A 15,987-nucleotide genomic window follows, 5' to 3' on the forward strand; every position below is an offset into this window, starting at 1 on the left:
GAACCGGCGAACCGTCTCCGCGGCCTCGGCGACGCTGTCGGGGTCGTTGGGGTCGAAGCCGACCGCCTCCGACGCCCGGTCACCCGTGACCGCCGGGTCGGACCGGACGACGGGCTCACCCACCGGGGACCGTCTGTCCGCGCGTGACTCCTCGTCCATACACTCACTTCGGGGCCGGACACATAAGCGGCGGGCACGGGGGCAGGAATCGCGCCCCCGACCGTGACGGTCAGTCGTCGCCAGCGAGCTCCTCGGCGACGACGGCGGCGCTCAACAGCGCCGGATCGACCGCGTGGTCGGCGACGGCAGCGACGAACTCCGGAAGCGACCGCTCCGCGTACGTCACGACGGTCACGTCGGGGTTCAGCTCCTTGGCGACCGGGATCCCGGTTGCCTCCTCGACGTCGGTCAAGACGAGGTAGTCGGCGTCGGCGATCCCAGCGTCGGTCAGCGCTGCGGCGGAGACGACGTCCTCGATCCGCGAGACCGTCGCGCCGAGCGCGGTCAGCTCCTCGCCGACGCCGTGTTCGTCGGGGCCGGCGACGACGACGGTGACGGAGTCGCCCGTCATCACTCGTACTCGATCGTCGCGGGCGGTTTGTGGGTCACGTCGTAGACCACGCGGGCGACGTTCTCGTTTTCGCCCGTTATCCGGCTCTGGATCCGCTGGAGGGTGCTCCAGTCGATCTCCTGTGCGCGGGCGGTCATCCCGTCGCGGCTCTCGACCGACCGGACCGCGACGACCCAGCCGTGGACGCGGTTGTCACCTTTGACGCCAGTCGCCTTGCCGAGGACGGCGGCGAACGCCTGCCACGGGTCGTACTCCGCTAGCTCCTCCTCGACGACATGGGTCGCCTCACGGGCGACGGCCGCCGTTTCGGGGGTCACCTCACCGACGATCCGGACGGCGAGCCCGGGGCCGGGGAACGGCATCCGCTCGGAGATTATCTCCTCCAAGCCGAGCTCGCGGGCGACCTCGCGGACCTCGTCCTTGTAGAGGTCACGCACCGGCTCGACGATCCCGTCGAAGTCGACGACCTCGGGGAGACCGCCCACGTTGTGGTGGGACTTGATGTTCCCCTCGGACTCGATCCGGTCGGGATAGATCGTCCCTTGAACGAGGTAGTCGGCGCCGACGTCGCGGGCAACGTCCTCGAACTCGTCGATGAACCCCTCGCCGATGACGTGACGCTTCTCCTCGGGGTCGGTGACGCCGGCAAGCCGGTCGAAGAAGCGCTCTTGCGCCTCGATGACCCGGAGCGACTCCATAAACGAGAACGTCTCGCGGATCTCCTCGGTCTCGCCTTTCCGCATCAGGCCCGTGTCGACGTAGACGGGCGTGAGCTGGTCGCCGACCGCCTCGTACGCGAGCGTCGCCGCGACCGAGGAGTCGACGCCGCCGGAGAGGGCGATAACGGCGTTCGAATCGCCGATCGCCTCGCGGATCTCGGTTATCGCCTCGTCGATGAACGCGTCCGTCTCGACCATTATAGCCTCACGTCCGCGTTCCGTTCGGTTGTGTCCGTCGATTCCAGCGCCGCCTCCACGAGCGAGACGAACGGCGGGCTCGCCCGGTCCGGTCGTGACCGGAACTCCGGATGCGCCTGCGTCCCGAGGAAGAACGGGTGGTCCGCGCGTTCGAGGATCTCCATCCGATTGTCGGCTCGGCCGGAGAAGCGGAGGCCGTCGGCCTCCAACCGGTCGATGTACTCGGGGTTCACCTCGTAGCGGTGGCGGTGACGCTCGGTACAGGAGTCGGCGTCGTACACCGCGGCCGCCAGCGTGTCCGGGTCGATGTCCGTCTCGTGAGCGCCGAGCCGCATCGTCCCGCCCATGTCCTCCGTCTCGTACTGGTCCGGGAGGAGGTCGATGACGGGATGGGGCGTGTCCGGATCGATTTCGGCCGAATGGGCGTCGGAGAGGCCGAGCACGTTGCGGGCGTGTTCGACGACCGCCATCTGGAAGCCCAAACAGAGCCCGAGGAAGGGGACGTCGTGCTCGCGGGCGTAGCGGATCGCCTCGATCTTCCCCTCCGTCCCCCGGGAGCCGAAGCCGCCGGGGACGACGACGGCGTCCGCCGAGGCGAGCCGCTGTTCGTGACGCTCCGTGGTCTCGTCGGCGTCGACCCAGCGGACGTTCACTTCGGTCTCGGTGTGGATCCCCGCGTGTTTCAGCGCCTCGTGGATGGACATGTACGCGTCCTCTAAGGCGTACTTGCCGACGAGCGCCACGTCGATCTCGCGGTCGCGGTCGCGGGTGACGAGCTCGCGCCACTCGGTGGAACGCTCCGCTTTCGGCAGCGCCTCGTCGACGAGTCCGAGCCGTTCCATCACGTACTCGTCTAACCCCTCGTCTTCGACCATCAGTGGAACGTGGTAGATGTCCTCCACGTCGGGGTTCGAGAAGACGGCGTCCGTCGGCACGTCACAGAACAAGGCGATCTTCTCTTTCGTCTCGGGGTCAAGCCGGTCCTCACAGCGCCCGACGAGCACGTCCGGCTGGAGACCGATAGAGCGCAGCTCCTTGACGGAGTGTTGGGTCGGCTTCGTCTTCTGCTCACCGTTCTTCGAGTAGGGGACGAGCGTGACGTGCGTAAAGAGGATGTCCTCCGGCTCCTCCTCGTGGGCGAACTGGCGGAGGGCTTCGAGGAACGGCATCGACTCGATGTCGCCGACCGTCCCGCCGATCTCGATCAGACAGACGTCGGAGCCCTCGGCTGCCTCTCGGATGCGCCGTTTGATGTCGTCGGTGACGTGCGGGATGATCTGGACGGTCTTTCCGAGGTAGTCGCCGGCGCGCTCGCGCTCGATGACGTGCTGGTACGTCTTCCCCGTGGTGACGTTGTGATCGAACGTCATGTCGGTGCCGAGGAAGCGCTCGTAGTTACCCAAGTCGAGGTCGACCTCGCCGCCGTCCTTGAGGACGTACACCTCGCCGTGCTCGTACGGGTTCATCGTCCCGGCGTCGACGTTGAGGTACGGGTCGACTTTCACCGCGGTCACGTCGAAGCCCGCGTTCGAGAGGAGTCGGCCGGTGCTGGCGGCGGTGATCCCCTTTCCCAGCCCGGACATGACCCCGCCCGTCACGAACACGAACTTCCGACCCAGCGATGGGTCGTACCCAGTGTCGGGATCCGTTGGCATATCGACCGTCCGTCAGGGGTCGGCAAAACCGTTTCGGAGCGGTCGGGACGGCGGGAGAATACTCGACGATCGACCGTGAACGTGGACGGACGATCGATCGGGGACAGGGAGCGATCGGGGCGGAGACGGGATGCGATCGGGGCAGAGACGGGATGCGATCGGGGACGAAAACGGGGAGCGACCGTGAACGCGAAGGATCGAGCGCCGGACGTGCCTAGGCGGCCAGCGGGTCGAGTCGCGTCCGGACCTCGATCGTGGCGCCACAGACCGGACAAACGTGCGTCTCACCGTTCGGCTCTTCTTCGACGAGCCAGTCGCCGTCGGCGTCGCTCTCGTGGCCGCACTCGGGGCAGAACAGCGTCGTCTTCGACCGGGACCGCGGCGCAGGCCGGGCGGATCGGGTGGGGGGCATGGTAAGTATCCCAGTTAGGTGGCCGCGCCGAATAACGTTGTTGGCGACGAACGATCGGGAAGGATCGGCGTTCTCACGCCCGCTCAACCGGGATCGGCACTCCCAACCGAACCAAGGATCTGGCGTGAGGGTTTATATACTATCATCCGCCGACCGCCCCGCTCCCACCGGCCGGACGCCCCGCGACGGCGGCGGCCACCCTGACCCCCGAGATCGGACTGCTGTTCTCGGCGGTTCTCCCCGGTCTTATTTATAAGTCGATCGCGGTAGGTAGCGGCCTGAGGCATGGCTCGGTACATGTGGGAACCGAGGGGCGGTTCAGGGTCATTTATAAAAGAGCGGCGGTCACCGTCGGCGATCTCACGCATTCGTTCGCACCCTTATAAGTACACGAACGCCACGCGTCACGGCGAGTTCCGCGAGGCGTGGAGCGCTTCCGGGAGGCCGTCACCGCCGCTCCCGGTCGTTCCGTGTGAGAAGTTTTGCGAGGGAAGAGCGCTCCGAGAGCGTCTTCCGCATGTACGCGCTGTAGACGCGCTCATGCGAGGGGAGGGATTTGAACCACGGTCGCGCCGAAGGCGCTCCCTGATTCAAATCCCCCTGCACTCACGTGCTGTAGACGCGCTCATGCGAGGGGAGGGATTTGAACTCACTGACCACGGGAAGGCGTTCCGGGCTTCGGTTGCGTCTCTCCGCACCGCCCGACGGACGGGTTCGGGGCTGCGACTTCCCTGCCTCCGCTCGCGTCGCTCGCGGAGACTCTACAGGAACGGGTCTCAAGTCCGCCGCCGTTTCCGGCCTCGGCTAACGTAGATGGTGTTGTGAGAAGTTTTGCGAGGGAAGAGCGCTCCGAGAGCGTCTTCCGCATGTACGCGCTGTGGACGCGCTCATGCGAGGGGAGGGATTTGAACCCACGGACCTCTACAGGAGCGGATCTTGAGTCCGCCGCCGTTTCCGGGCTTGGCTACCCTCGCACGCGACCGGTCGTTCGGTGTCGCCCGTCTTTATCCCGTCGGTTCCGCGCGGACCCAGTTCGGGTCGGGAACACGCCTCGAAACCACGAAACGATTAGGTCGGTGGGGACGGACCGTTCGGTATGGACGATCACACCCGTGACCCGGACGTCGCACCCCCGCTTGCCGGCCAGCCCGCCGGGTGGCGGCGGGAGCGCGGCGAGTCCAACGGGTGGGAACACGGCACGCTCCGGCGGGCGGTCGTGAACGGCGTCCGACTGTTCAACGACGGCGCGTACCACGAGTCACACGACTGTTTCGAGGACGAGTGGTACAACTACGGGCGCGGGACGACGGAGAGCGCCTTCCTCCACGGGATGGTCCAGGTCGCCGCAGGGGCGTACAAACACGTCGACTTCGAGAACGACGACGGGATGCGATCGCTGTTCGAGACCGCGCTCCAGTACCTCCACGGCGTTCCCGAGGACTTCTACGGGGTCGACGTCGGCGACGTGCGGACCACGCTCGCCGACGCCCTCGACGACCCGAGCGCGCTGGACGGCTGGCGGATCACGCTCGACGGCGACCGCCCGAACGCGCGGGCCGAACACTACGCGTACGCCGAACGACTCGAATGAGCGACGACGGACCCGAACCGACCGCCGAAGGGATCGGCTCCTCGACGCGGCGGGGATGGCTCCGCGCGGTCGGCGTTGGGAGTGTCGCTGCCGGCCTGGCAACTACCGGATGCCTCGATCAGGCGGAAAACGGGCGGCGTGAAGTGGGCGAGCAGGGTGGACGGGATGAGCAGGAGGGACGACCGGACGGGACCGGATCCGGGGGCGACCCGATCCATTCGGGGTACGACACCCGGGAAGTGACCGTGGAGACGGCCGACAGCGAGCCGCGAGGGTCGGTGACGGCGGCGATCGCCGACACGCCGGAGCTGCGGTACACCGGGTTGAGCGACACCGCGTCGCTGCCGGCGGACCGCGGGATGCTGTTCGTCTACGAGTCGGTCGCCGATCGCGTGTTCGTGATGCGCGAAATGGAGTTCGGGATCGACATCGTTTACGCGGACGCCGACGGCGTCGTCACGGCGATCCACCACGCGCCCGCGCCGGAGCCAGGTGAGGACGGGGAGTCACACCGGTATCCCGGCCGGGGGCAGTACGTCCTAGAGGTCGCGTACCGATGGACCGCCGACCGCGACGTGGCGGTCGGGGACGTCCTGCGGTTCGGCCCCCGAGAGCCGGCGGACGCCACGTGACCTCCCAGAGACGGCCGGATCCGAACGCCACTTACCCGCCGGTCGTCTGGGTGGCCCATGGACGTGTACGAGCTGGGCGACGGGACGCCGAAGATCGCCGTCGTGGGGGCGATCCACGGCGACGAGCCCTGCGGTGCCCGAGCCGTCGAGCGGCTCGTCGCCGAGTCGCCGTCGGTCGAACGCCCGATCAAACTGATCGTCGCGAACGAGGCGGCGCTGGACGCCGGGGAGCGCTACCTCGACGTCGACCTCAACCGAGCGTTTCCCGGCGACCCCGACGCCGACACGCGGGAGGAACGGCTCGCACACCGACTCCGGTCCGAGCTCGTCGGCTGCACCACCCTCGCGATCCACTCCACGCAGTCGTACGCCGCGCCGTTCGTCGTGATCCACTCGATGGACGAGGTCGCGCGCGGCGTCGCCCCGCACCTCCCCGTCGATGCGGTCGTCCAGACCGACGGGTTCACCGAGGGACGACTGATCGAACACCCCCACACGCTCGAAGTCGAAGCCGGGCTCCAAGGCACCGAGTCGGCGGCCGACAACGCCTACTGGCTGTCGCGGGCGTTCCTCGCGGCGACGGGGGCGCTGTCGGCACCGACCTCGGACGACGCCCTCGACGCCGGCGGCCGGCGGGAGGTCCCCGTGTTTCGGCTTCGCGAGCGGATCCCGAAACCCCCGGCGACGAAGTACGAGGTGTTCGCGCACAACTTCGAGCGCGTCGACGTCGATAGCCGGTTCGCGACCGCGGACGGCGAGCCGCTGCACGCCGACGAGCCGTTCTACCCGGTGTTGCTGTCGGCGTACGGCTACCGCGACCAGTTCGGGTACGCCGCCGAGCGGGTCGGCACGGTCGAGTGAGTCCCGATAACGGGACACGAGGTCGAACCGAGTCCGACACGCCCACTCTTATCCACCGGGTGTCCTCGGTTCGGAGCTGTTCGTCCGTGCGAGGCGATACCGGTGAGCGGGATCAGATGCAACAGGCGTAGCCACACGCACAGTCGAGGTAACAGCACGCACACGGCGAGCAGGGGAGCGGCGCACAGACCCCACAGCCGACCCCGCAGCCACAACACCAGCCGATCCCGCATCCACAGTCCCAGTCACAACTGCTCCCAGTGACGTCGTCGGGACGGGAGTTCGCCGGCGGTTCGGCGAATCCCTCGTGACCGGCGAGCCCGGACACCGCGACGTGGTTGGTCGCGGGACGCAGACGGTCCCCGAGCACGTCCGGGTCGAGCCCCGTCGCGAGCTCGTCGACGCTCTCGGGTGCTCGCGGTCCACCGTAGAGCGAGCGCTCCGGTCGCTCGAGAACGGCGGTGTCGCGACGTATCGCAACGGTGAGTGGCATGCGACGTTCCTGGGTCGGTTCCTCGACCGTCGGTTCCGGGCGTATCGATCGGAGGTGGCCGACGCCGCGAGCGCCGCACCGGTGTTGGAGTCGCTGCCGCGAGACTCGGAGATGCCGCCCGCGTACGTGTCGGGAGCTGACGCTTGGACCGGGACGCCGGCGGTACCCGACCGGCCGCTCACCCCCGTGTTCGAGTCGCTTCGTCGTGCGGAACGGATCCGAGCGGTCGTGCCACGGGCTCTGGCGGGGGCGATCGATCGGTTCCACGAACACGCGACGGACGGCGAGACGTACGACGTTTCGGTCGTCGTGTCGCCCGCAGTGTGGGGCGAACTCGACTGTCTCGACGCGTTCGATCGAGCGCCGGTGCTCACGGACCCGGACCTCGACCTGTATCGTGGTCCGGTCTCGACGACGTACACCCTCTGGATCGCCGACGAGACCGAGATGGGCGTCATCGTCCACACGTCGACCGGTGTCTCCGGGGTGTTACGCAACGAGCACGAGGACGCGGTTCGCGCCGCCCTCAACGAGTTTCAGTCGGTGAAGTGTGAGGCGGATCGCATCGACGCTTCGGCCACGTCAACCGGCTCGATGAACGACGACCGGTAACCGGTCTCAGCTACGAGGGGTCCACAGTCCGTACAGGATACAGCACAATCCAACGATTTGGACGCCCTGGAGCGCGTATCCGGCCGCCATCATCGATCTAGCGGGCAGGACGGCGGTTCCAACGAGGCTCAAAAGCGGGGTCCAAAACACCAGCACGAACCCGGTTCCGACGTACAGCATCGGCCGTTCACCGGACCGACGATAGGCGATGAGCCCGAGGATCCCGATCGCGACGCCGAGTACGGTCGAGGTGGCTGTCAGCCCGAACGCGAGGAGACCGCCACCGAGCGCAGCGTCGATCACTCCTCACGCACCTCGTTGACGAACTCGGTGAACCGGTCAGCCATCCGCCCCCGTCGGGCGACGGTCGCCTCGAACTCGCCGTCGGAGAACTCGATCAGGACGCGGTCGAACGTCGACCGATACACGTGGTAGTGGTGACCGTCCGGCTCCATCTCGACCCGTTCGGTGACGAGCCCACACTCGGAGAGCGTGTCGAGACGCCGATATACGGTCTGTTCCGAGACACCGCAACAGTCGCTCAGCTCCGTCGCGGATCGGGCCTCCGCGTGGGTTTCGGCGAGGATCCGGCGTGCGCGCTCGTCGCTGAGCACGCTGGTTATCACGTGCACGTCGGCGTCATCTCCCTGCATCGATGCGGGGCACGCGGTTATTTAATTCGGATCCACGATTCCAACAGTTGGAGTTACGACTAGAGACATTTAAATCATTGTACGGTGGATTGAGGTATGAACCCCACCACGCCACACGAAGCGGCCCCGTTCGTCACCTCGCTCGACCACGATCCGGTTCGACCGGCCGGTCGACGATGACGGGATCAGGAACGCGCACCCGCTGGGTGTACGCCATCGCCGCCGTGCCGGTCACGTTCGCCCTCCTCGCGGTCGCGGGAACGGCGGTCGCGGCCACGGTCCTGTCCGGGACGACCGCTTTCGGAACGGCTGCGCTCGACGATCCGGTCGTTGGGACGGCCGTAGCCCTCGCGATCGTTCCGAACCTGGTCGCGGTGGTGGTGTTGCCGTATGCGGTGTATCGTGACCTCGGCTCGGTGCGGGACGTTACCGGCGACTGGAGCCCCGACCGGTCGCTCCACACGCTGATCGCCGTCGTGGGACTATTCGTCCCGTTCGTGATCCCGGGGTACGCGACGTACTACCTCGTGAAACGTCGCCGTCACGTGGGGGTGTGACCGTGGCCGAACCGGCGCTCGCGTTTCGTGGCGTAGACAAGCGATACGGCGAGACGGTCGCGGTGGAGGAGCTCTCGCTCGTCGTCGATCCGGGCGAAACGTTCGGCTTCCTCGGGCCGAACGGCGCGGGTAAGACGACCGCGATCCACCTCGCGTTGGGGTTCGTCCGGCCGGATCGTGGACGCGTCGAGGTGTTCGGTCACGACGTGATGGCGACGCCGCGGCAAGTCCGCCGACGCGTCGGTGTGCTTCCCGAGGGGTTCGACGGCTACGACCGTCTCACCGGGCGTGAACACGTCGAGTTCGCCGCCGCCTCGAAGGGTGTCGAGGCGGAGTCATCAACGCTGCTCGACCGCGTCGGGCTCCGAGGGGACGCGGATCGCAGGGTCGCCTCCTACTCGAAGGGGATGCGCCAGCGCCTGTTGCTCGCGATGGCGCTCGTCGGCGAACCGGAGCTGCTCGTCCTCGACGAGCCCGCAACGGGGCTCGATCCCGCCGGGACGGCCCGCCTCAGGGAGGTCATCGGAGCAGCGGTCGAGGACGGCGCAACCGTGTTCTTTTCGAGTCACGACCTCACACAGGTGGAGGCGGTGTGTGACCGCGTCGGGATCCTCCGTGACGGGCGGCTCGTCGCCGACGAAACGGTCGAGACGCTCCGCGACTCCGCCAGTGCACGGGCCGTCGTCGACATCCGGACCGGGGACGCGCCGACACCGCTCGTGGACCGCTTATGCCGTCTCGACGGGGTGGAAACCGTCGACGTCGACGGTCGCTCGGTCAGCGTATCGTGCAGCCGGGACAGGATATCGACGGTGATCGACGCGATAGGAGAGAGTCCCGTGCCGATAGAGGGGATCACGACGGAGACCTCGTCGCTCGAGGAGGCGTTCCTCGATCGAACGACCGGTACCGAGGTGGTCGAATGAGCGCCCTCGTCATCGCACGAAAGGAGTTCGTCGACGCGATCCGGTCACGGACGCTTCAGGGACTCGTCGTGCTGTTCGCCACGTTCATCTGTGGTGGTATCGTGGTCGCAACGAACGTCCCGACCCTCATAGACGCCGACGTGGATCCCGCGACGTTCGGTATCCTGTTCGGGCTGCTCTCGCCCGCGGCGCTTGTCGTGCCGGTGATCAGTGTACTGGTCGGATACCGCGCTATCGCCGGCGAAGTGGCCGACGGCGGCATCTACTGTCTACTCGGGCTGCCACACACCCGTCGGGACGTGTTGGTGGGAAAGTTTCTCGGACGCTTCGGCGTCGTCACCGCCGCCATCCTCGTCGGGTTCACCGTCGGCGCGGCGACGCTGTATCTGACGGTTACGTCGTTCGCCGTGGGGCCGTACCTCACGTTCGTCGCCGCGACCCTCCTGTTGGGGGGTGTGTATCTCGCGTTCACCACGTCGATATCGGCGGCGACCGCCTCCCCGTCCCGTGCAGCCTGGGGCGGGTTCGGCGTTTTCGTGGTGTTCCAGTTCCTCTGGGAGCTCGCCGGGTTCCTCGCCAGATACGCCGTGACCGGAACGGCCTCGCCGGAGCCGCCGCTCCCAGCGTGGTACACTACCTTTGTTCGGTTGAGTCCACAGAACGCGTATCAGGCGGCGGCGACGGTCGGGCTACCGAGCGACGACCCGTTCGTCGCTGGGATCGTCGCCGGGGAAGAGGCCTCGTTACTGACGTCGCGACCGTTCGCGTTCGTGATACTGATCGGATGGCTGTCGATCCCGCTCGCAGTGAGTTACTGGCAGGTGACGACGATGGAGTTCTGATCCGCCCGACGATGGAGTTCCGATCTCGCGACTGACACTCCGTTCCGACCGTGTTCGTTTCGGTAACTTATCAAAACCCATATATCCGAATACATATCAGTAATGTATACATGAACCGACGACAGTTCCTGTTGGCTGGAAGTTCCGCTGCGGCGACGGCCGGGCTCGCCGGGTGTACCGATTTTATCGGCGGCGACGGCGGCGATATCAGCGATGTCGGCACGTGGCTTCCCGATCCGCGCGATATCGACTCGGATCTCGATCATTACTCGTTCGAGGCCAGATCCCCGGCGGCGCAGGCCGAAGCGGTCGACGACCTCGTCTTGGAGACGACGTTCAGGCCGAGCCTCGATTTCGGGTCGGTGAGCGTCACGGACGTCGATAACACGGTCAGCGCGAGCATGAGCACGGGGAGTGCGAACTACTCGTTCGACCTGTACTTCGGCTCGTTCGACGCCGACTGGATCGAGACCAACGTGAGAAACGGCGGATACGGGCGGGACCGGAGCGAGGGCGACCTGACGATCTACGAGGACGGCGACGACTTCGGGAGCCGCGCGATCGCGGTCTCCGGGGACACCGTCATCGAGGCGAGCCACGACGGGGAGGACGCGGACGCGACACGTCTCGTCACGACGCTCCTCGATACGGAAGCCGGCGAGGTGTCCCGGTACACCGACGCGCTCTCGGATATGAGTGACCTCCTCGACCGCCTGCCGGGGGGCCATCAGGTGACCGGTGAGACGTTCGAACGGACGGAGAACAACGACCCCGAGTTCGGCGAGTTCCGGAACCAGGTCGCGTCGGGTCGCTCGGAGACGATCACCGGCCGTGAGATCGACCGCTCCGAGGTGTTGGTGTTCCTCGACGAGGCCGATGTCGTCGAGCGCGACATCGATCGCTACATCGAGGAGAGCGGGCAGTTCGCCGACTTCCTCGGTCAGCCGTCCTACGAGATAGCCGGTCGAACCGTCACGATCAGCGGCACGACGCCGTACTCGTTCTGATCCCCCCTCGACGGTCCGCGAACCGTCACTCGACGAGTTCGATCGTGTCGTCGCCGTTCGGCACCGCACAGAGGAACGCGCCAACGTCGTCGCCCTCGTTGCGGTACCAGTGTTCGACGCCGGCAGGGATGAGAAGGGCGTCGCCGGCCGAGACGACGTGTTCCGCGTCGCCGACTCCGACCACGTACTCGCCCGAGAGGACGTACTGTTCGTGTTCGACCGCGTTGGTGTGACGAGGGACCTCGGCGCCCGGGGCGAGTTCGAATCGTCGAAGCGCGAACGTCGGTGCCCCGTCCGACTCGTCGATCAGTACCCCTTTTCGTAGCCCCTCGGCGGCGGCAACCGCTTCGTACGTGACATCGGTGCCACGCGTGATGACGGCGGACGCGTCGGTGGCGGTAGCAGTATCGGCGGCGATATCCGTGGTATCGGTCGGTTCACGCTCGGCAGAGTCGGTCGGCTCGTCCATATTCGACATGTGTGACCGACGCGACTTATATACAGACGGCGGGGCAATCGGGACGACCGCCCGTTACTGACCACCGGACGTTTAAGCGGGGGCCAGCCGAACGGAAAGGTATGCGTGGACTCCGTATCGGGACCGTCGTCGGCATCCCGGTGAGGCTCAACTGGACGTTCCTGATCGTGTTGCCGCTGTTCGCGTACCTCATCGGCGCCGAGGTGGCGACGATCGCGGAAGTGATGAACGAGACGATGGGCGCGGGCATCGACGCGACGGCGATCACCGGCGGGCTCACGCCGTGGGCGCTCGGGCTCGCCGCCGGCCTCGGGCTGTTCGGCGGCGTGCTCCTCCACGAGTTCGGCCACTCGCTGGTCGCGATGCGGTACGGCTACGAGATCGACTCGATCACGCTCTGGCTGCTCGGCGGCCTCGCCAGCTTCACGGAGTTCCCCGAGGACTGGAAACACGAGTTCTGGATCGCGGTCGCGGGGCCGATAGTCAGTCTCGGCGTCGGTGCCGCCTGTTACGGCGTGTTCCTCCTCGCGCCCACGGGATCGAACGCCGTCCTGTTCGTCTTCGGCTACCTCGCGCTGTTGAACGTGGTGTTGGCCGTCTTCAACATGCTCCCCGCGTTCCCGATGGACGGGGGACGGGTGTTGCGGGCGCTCATGGCGCGGACCCGGCCGCACGCGCAGGCGACCCAGCAGGCCGCCGCGGTCGGCAAGGTGTTCGCGTTCCTGATGGGGCTCGTCGGGCTGTTCACCTTCCAGCTGCTGTTGATCCTCCTCGCCTTCTTCGTCTACATCGCCGCCTCCGGGGAGGCCCAACAGACCACGTTGAAGGCCGCATTCGAAGACGTCACCGTCGCCGACGTGATGACTCGACGCGAGGCGCTCCACACGGTGACCGAGGACACCTCGGTCGCCGAGCTGATGAGTCGGATGTTCGAGGAGCGACACACCGGCTACCCGGTGATGGACCGCGCCGGGCTCGTCGGGATGGTGACGCTGGAAGACGCCCGGGGCATCCGAGAGGTGGAACGCGACGCCTACCGGGTCGAGGACGTGATGGTCACCGACGTCGCGACCGTGGCCGCCGATACTGATGCCATGACCGCGCTGCGCGTGATGCAGGAACACGACGTCGGGCGACTCCCGGTGACGAACGAGGAGGGGGAGCTCGTCGGGCTCATCTCGCGGTCGGACCTGATGACCGCGTTCAACATCATTCAGACGAGCGGGACTCCGAGCGTGATCGCTGGACGGCGGATGGGCGAGGACGGCGGCGTACTGTAGCGGTTACTCGGAAGGGCGTGTGACGCCGGCGTCTTTGTCCGCATCGTTCGCCTCCAGCGCCGAGAGTCGGTCGAGAGCGTCGACCATCGCGACGACGCTAGCTCGCGTGATGTCGGCATCGGCGGCGGACACGGAGACGGAGCGGTCCCCGCGGGAGAGGTCGACCGCGACGGTGACGACGGCGTCCGTCCCGCCGGTGATGGCGTCGACGTGATACGAGTCGAGCTCGAAGGCGGCGTCGTCGACGTGGGAGCCGTCCGACCCAGCGGAGCCGTCCGCTCCGTCCGCCCCGTTCCCTTGCTGGAGCGCCGTTCGCACCGCTTCCAATCCGGCGTCGACCGGTCCGGACCCGGTTCCGGAGGCGACGTGCTCCTCGTCGCCGACGCGGAGCCGGACGGACGCGGTGGGGAGGTTCCCACCCGAAGTCGCGGAGAGGTCGACGAGCTCGACGTTGCGGTCGCGCTCGCGACCCTGGACATCCTCGGCCATCGCGAGCAGATCGGCGTCCGTGACGCGTTTTCCCCGGTCGCCGAGCTCTTTCACCCGCGAGACGACCTCGCGGAGGTCCGTCTCCGTGACGTCGATCTCGTGTTCGGCGAGCGCGGCGGCGACGCCCGCGCGTCCGGCGTGTTTCCCCAACACGAGCCGCCGCTCGCGACCGACCGTCTCCGGCGGGTACGGTTCGTACATCGCCCCGTCCTTCAGCGTCCCGTCAGTGTGGATCCCGGACTCGTGCGCGAAGGCGTTGGCGCCACAGACCGCCTTGTTGGGGGGGATCGCCACCCCCGTGACGTCGGCGACCCGGCGGCAGAGCCGGTAGAGGCGGTCGAGCGCGACCGTATCGACGTCGTAACACCGGTCCAGGGCGATTGCGACCTCCTCGAGCGCGACGTTGCCGGCGCGCTCGCCGACGCCGGTTACCGTGCCGTGGACGGTGTCCGCGCCCGCCTCCAGCCCTGCGTGGACGTTCGCCAGCCCGAAGCCGAGGTCGTCGTGCGTGTGGAGGCTCGTCGGCCCGAGCTCGACGAGCCGCGAGACGACCTCGGCGGTTCGCTCGGGGCCGGCCGCACCCACCGTGTCACAGTAACAGACGCGGTCCGCGCCAGCGTCGAGTCCCGCACCCATGAGCCGTTCGAGATAGTCGAGATCCGCCCGCGAGCCGTCCTCGCCGAGGACCTCGACCCAGAGGCCGTGGTCCGTGGCGTACTCGACGAGCTCGACGGTCGTCTCCACGACCGCGTCGCGGCTCGATCCGACCTTCGTCTCGACGTGTCTGTCGGATGCGGGGACGACGAGATTGATCCCGTCGACGTCGCAGTCGAGCGCCGCGTCGACGTCGGCTTGTACCCCGCGCGCGAAGCTCGTGACCGTCGCGTCGAGGCCCTCGCGGGCGACCCGACGGATCGCCTCGCGCTCGCCCGCCGAGGTGCACGCCGATCCGGCTTCGATGACGTGGACCCCCGCGGCGTCGAGCTCGCGAGCGATGTCGACCTTGTCAGCCGGCGTGAGCGAGACGCCGGGCATCTGCTCGCCGTCGCGCAGCGTCGTGTCCAGTAGCTGTACCTCCTCGAGGTGTGTGAATGGGTTCAAAAGGGTCTCCGTATCGGTGTCGGTGGGGGCCACGCCGTCGTGAGACGAGCGGTCCCGGCTGTCTGATCGGTCGTTACGTTCGGCGGATTTCGCGGCCAGCCGCCGCGAGGCGACTTCCTCTATCCTCCGAACGAGCACGATCGTGTCGTGTCATTCGTACCCGTGCCGACGGGTCACACCCGTATAAGCTGCCGGGTCGTGTCAGGTTTTGTCCGACGGAGTACTCCTCGTCGTCTCCCGACTCCACCTCCCGTCAGCCCCGGTGATTATTCCGACGCCCCGAGAGGAAACACCTATGCGGAAAGTCGCTATCGACGACGTCGACGTCGTCACCAACCCGATGGGCGTTCACGACCTGCGAAAGCCGGTGTCGCGGGCGCTCGGTACCGACCACGTCGCGATGAACTACTTCGAGCTCGCGCCGGGCGACGCGTTCGCCGGCGGGCTCCACACTCACGAGGACCAAGAGGAGGTGTTTTACGTGCTCTCCGGAACCGCCACGTTCGAGGTCGGCCGCGAGCGCGAGCACGTCGACGTGACCGCCGGCGAGCTGATCCGGTTCGCGCCGGGGGAGTTCCAGTCGGGGTTCGTCCGTGAGGACGCCACGAGCGACGTGACCGCGTGGGCGTTCGGGGCCCCCGGGGCACGTCACGACTGGGACGCGATCCGCACTATCGCGACCTGTCGCGACTGCGGCGGGGAGCGTGTCCACGGAGCCGCGCTCACCGACGAGGGGCGGTTCCGGTTCACCTGTACCGAGTGTGGGACGTCGTTCTCGCCGTAGGGGGCGGGCCCACGACCGTCAGCCGAGCAGCGACCGGAGCGAGCGGCGGCCGGTGCCACACGTCTCGCGGTACGTACACCCCGAACATCGGGCGTCGTCGACACGGGCGGGCGGCCCGTCGATCGC

18 protein-coding genes, 1 tRNA gene and 1 pseudogene are annotated in these 15,987 nt (G+C 67.4%); 10 read left to right on the forward strand and 10 right to left on the reverse strand.

Translation table 11 applies throughout. The features are described 5' to 3' along the window. The 6 genes and pseudogenes from ACFQEU_RS18275 to ACFQEU_RS04565 form a co-directional block, all read right to left on the reverse strand. Positions 1 to 159: pseudogene (locus ACFQEU_RS18275) on the reverse strand (DUF7119 family protein); the annotation flags it as partial. A gap of 70 nt (positions 160 to 229) precedes the next feature. After that, positions 230 to 571 carry a DUF7126 family protein gene (locus ACFQEU_RS04545; RefSeq protein ID WP_379779708.1) on the reverse strand — a complete coding sequence of 114 codons (342 nt, stop codon included), beginning with the start codon at positions 569 to 571 and terminating at the stop codon, positions 230 to 232. Then, a complete protein-coding gene (gene guaA / locus ACFQEU_RS04550; protein WP_379779710.1) occupies positions 571 to 1,488 on the reverse strand; it encodes a glutamine-hydrolyzing GMP synthase in 918 nt (305 codons plus the stop codon). Before guaA ends, ACFQEU_RS04545 begins: the two co-directional genes overlap by 1 nt. Next, positions 1,488 to 3,143, reverse strand: coding sequence for a CTP synthase (locus ACFQEU_RS04555; RefSeq protein ID WP_379779712.1), 1,656 nt, complete (start codon positions 3,141 to 3,143; stop codon positions 1,488 to 1,490). Before ACFQEU_RS04555 ends, guaA begins: the two co-directional genes overlap by 1 nt. A gap of 214 nt (positions 3,144 to 3,357) precedes the next feature. Continuing rightward, entirely contained in the window at positions 3,358 to 3,555 is a 198-nt protein-coding gene (locus ACFQEU_RS04560) for a DUF8106 domain-containing protein (RefSeq protein WP_379779714.1), read from the reverse strand. Positions 3,556 to 4,445: 890 nt separating this feature from the next. Further along, positions 4,446 to 4,529, reverse strand: a tRNA-Leu gene (locus ACFQEU_RS04565). A gap of 122 nt (positions 4,530 to 4,651) precedes the next feature. Between ACFQEU_RS04565 and ACFQEU_RS04570 the strand changes: the two genes are divergently transcribed. The 4 genes from ACFQEU_RS04570 to ACFQEU_RS04585 all read left to right on the forward strand — a co-directional run bounded on the left by ACFQEU_RS04570 (position 4,652) and on the right by ACFQEU_RS04585 (position 7,744). Further along, positions 4,652 to 5,146, forward strand: a complete 495-nt coding sequence (locus tag ACFQEU_RS04570; protein WP_379779716.1) for a DUF309 domain-containing protein — start codon at positions 4,652 to 4,654, stop codon at positions 5,144 to 5,146. Then, entirely contained in the window at positions 5,143 to 5,778 is a 636-nt protein-coding gene (locus tag ACFQEU_RS04575) for a DUF192 domain-containing protein (protein WP_379779718.1), read from the forward strand. Before ACFQEU_RS04570 ends, ACFQEU_RS04575 begins: the two co-directional genes overlap by 4 nt. Before the next feature lie 57 nt (positions 5,779 to 5,835). Beyond that, on the forward strand, positions 5,836 to 6,639 hold the full coding sequence (locus tag ACFQEU_RS04580; protein WP_379779720.1) for a M14 family metallopeptidase: 804 nt from the start codon (positions 5,836 to 5,838) through the stop codon (positions 6,637 to 6,639). Positions 6,640 to 6,946: 307 nt separating this feature from the next. Next, positions 6,947 to 7,744: a transcriptional regulator FilR1 domain-containing protein gene (locus ACFQEU_RS04585; RefSeq protein ID WP_379779722.1), complete on the forward strand. Its 798-nt coding sequence runs from the start codon at positions 6,947 to 6,949 to the stop codon at positions 7,742 to 7,744. A 6-nt stretch (positions 7,745 to 7,750) separates the two neighbouring features. Here ACFQEU_RS04585 and ACFQEU_RS04590 read toward each other — a convergent pair whose 3' ends face one another. Both ACFQEU_RS04590 and ACFQEU_RS04595 read right to left on the reverse strand, forming a co-directional pair. After that, positions 7,751 to 8,047, reverse strand: coding sequence for a DUF7521 family protein (locus ACFQEU_RS04590; RefSeq protein WP_379779724.1), 297 nt, complete (start codon positions 8,045 to 8,047; stop codon positions 7,751 to 7,753). Further along, complete coding sequence (locus ACFQEU_RS04595) at positions 8,044 to 8,397, reverse strand: ArsR/SmtB family transcription factor (protein WP_379779726.1); 354 nt, start codon at positions 8,395 to 8,397, stop codon at positions 8,044 to 8,046. Before ACFQEU_RS04595 ends, ACFQEU_RS04590 begins: the two co-directional genes overlap by 4 nt. Positions 8,398 to 8,573: 176 nt before the next feature. On the opposite strand from ACFQEU_RS04595, the gene ACFQEU_RS04600 reads away from it, so the two are divergent. The 4 genes from ACFQEU_RS04600 to ACFQEU_RS04615 all read left to right on the forward strand — a co-directional run bounded on the left by ACFQEU_RS04600 (position 8,574) and on the right by ACFQEU_RS04615 (position 11,729). Next, positions 8,574 to 8,954, forward strand: coding sequence for a hypothetical protein (locus ACFQEU_RS04600; RefSeq protein ID WP_379779728.1), 381 nt, complete (start codon positions 8,574 to 8,576; stop codon positions 8,952 to 8,954). Next, entirely contained in the window at positions 8,951 to 9,880 is a 930-nt protein-coding gene (locus tag ACFQEU_RS04605) for an ABC transporter ATP-binding protein (protein WP_379779730.1), read from the forward strand. Before ACFQEU_RS04600 ends, ACFQEU_RS04605 begins: the two co-directional genes overlap by 4 nt. Continuing rightward, positions 9,877 to 10,722, forward strand: a complete 846-nt coding sequence (locus ACFQEU_RS04610) for an ABC transporter permease subunit (RefSeq protein ID WP_379779732.1) — start codon at positions 9,877 to 9,879, stop codon at positions 10,720 to 10,722. Before ACFQEU_RS04605 ends, ACFQEU_RS04610 begins: the two co-directional genes overlap by 4 nt. A 110-nt stretch (positions 10,723 to 10,832) precedes the next feature. Next, positions 10,833 to 11,729 carry a hypothetical protein gene (locus ACFQEU_RS04615; RefSeq protein WP_379779734.1) on the forward strand — a complete coding sequence of 299 codons (897 nt, stop codon included), beginning with the start codon at positions 10,833 to 10,835 and terminating at the stop codon, positions 11,727 to 11,729. Between the two features lie 25 nt (positions 11,730 to 11,754). Here the strand turns inward: ACFQEU_RS04615 and ACFQEU_RS04620 are convergent, their stop codons facing one another. After that, entirely contained in the window at positions 11,755 to 12,198 is a 444-nt protein-coding gene (locus ACFQEU_RS04620) for a cupin domain-containing protein (protein ID WP_379779736.1), read from the reverse strand. A gap of 110 nt (positions 12,199 to 12,308) precedes the next feature. On the opposite strand from ACFQEU_RS04620, the gene ACFQEU_RS04625 reads away from it, so the two are divergent. Then, positions 12,309 to 13,487 carry a CBS domain-containing protein gene (locus ACFQEU_RS04625; RefSeq protein WP_379779738.1) on the forward strand — a complete coding sequence of 393 codons (1,179 nt, stop codon included), beginning with the start codon at positions 12,309 to 12,311 and terminating at the stop codon, positions 13,485 to 13,487. A gap of 3 nt (positions 13,488 to 13,490) precedes the next feature. Here the strand turns inward: ACFQEU_RS04625 and ACFQEU_RS04630 are convergent, their stop codons facing one another. Next, positions 13,491 to 15,011 carry an alpha-isopropylmalate synthase regulatory domain-containing protein gene (locus ACFQEU_RS04630; RefSeq protein WP_379779742.1) on the reverse strand — a complete coding sequence of 507 codons (1,521 nt, stop codon included), beginning with the start codon at positions 15,009 to 15,011 and terminating at the stop codon, positions 13,491 to 13,493. Between the two features lie 361 nt (positions 15,012 to 15,372). On the opposite strand from ACFQEU_RS04630, the gene ACFQEU_RS04635 reads away from it, so the two are divergent. Beyond that, a complete protein-coding gene (locus tag ACFQEU_RS04635; RefSeq protein ID WP_379779740.1) occupies positions 15,373 to 15,861 on the forward strand; it encodes a cupin domain-containing protein in 489 nt (162 codons plus the stop codon). Positions 15,862 to 15,987: the final 126 nt, after the last annotated feature.

Origin of the sequence: Halorubrum tibetense, from assembly GCF_042661865.1 — an archaeon.
GTDB lineage: Archaea > Halobacteriota > Halobacteria > Halobacteriales > Haloferacaceae > Halorubrum > Halorubrum tibetense.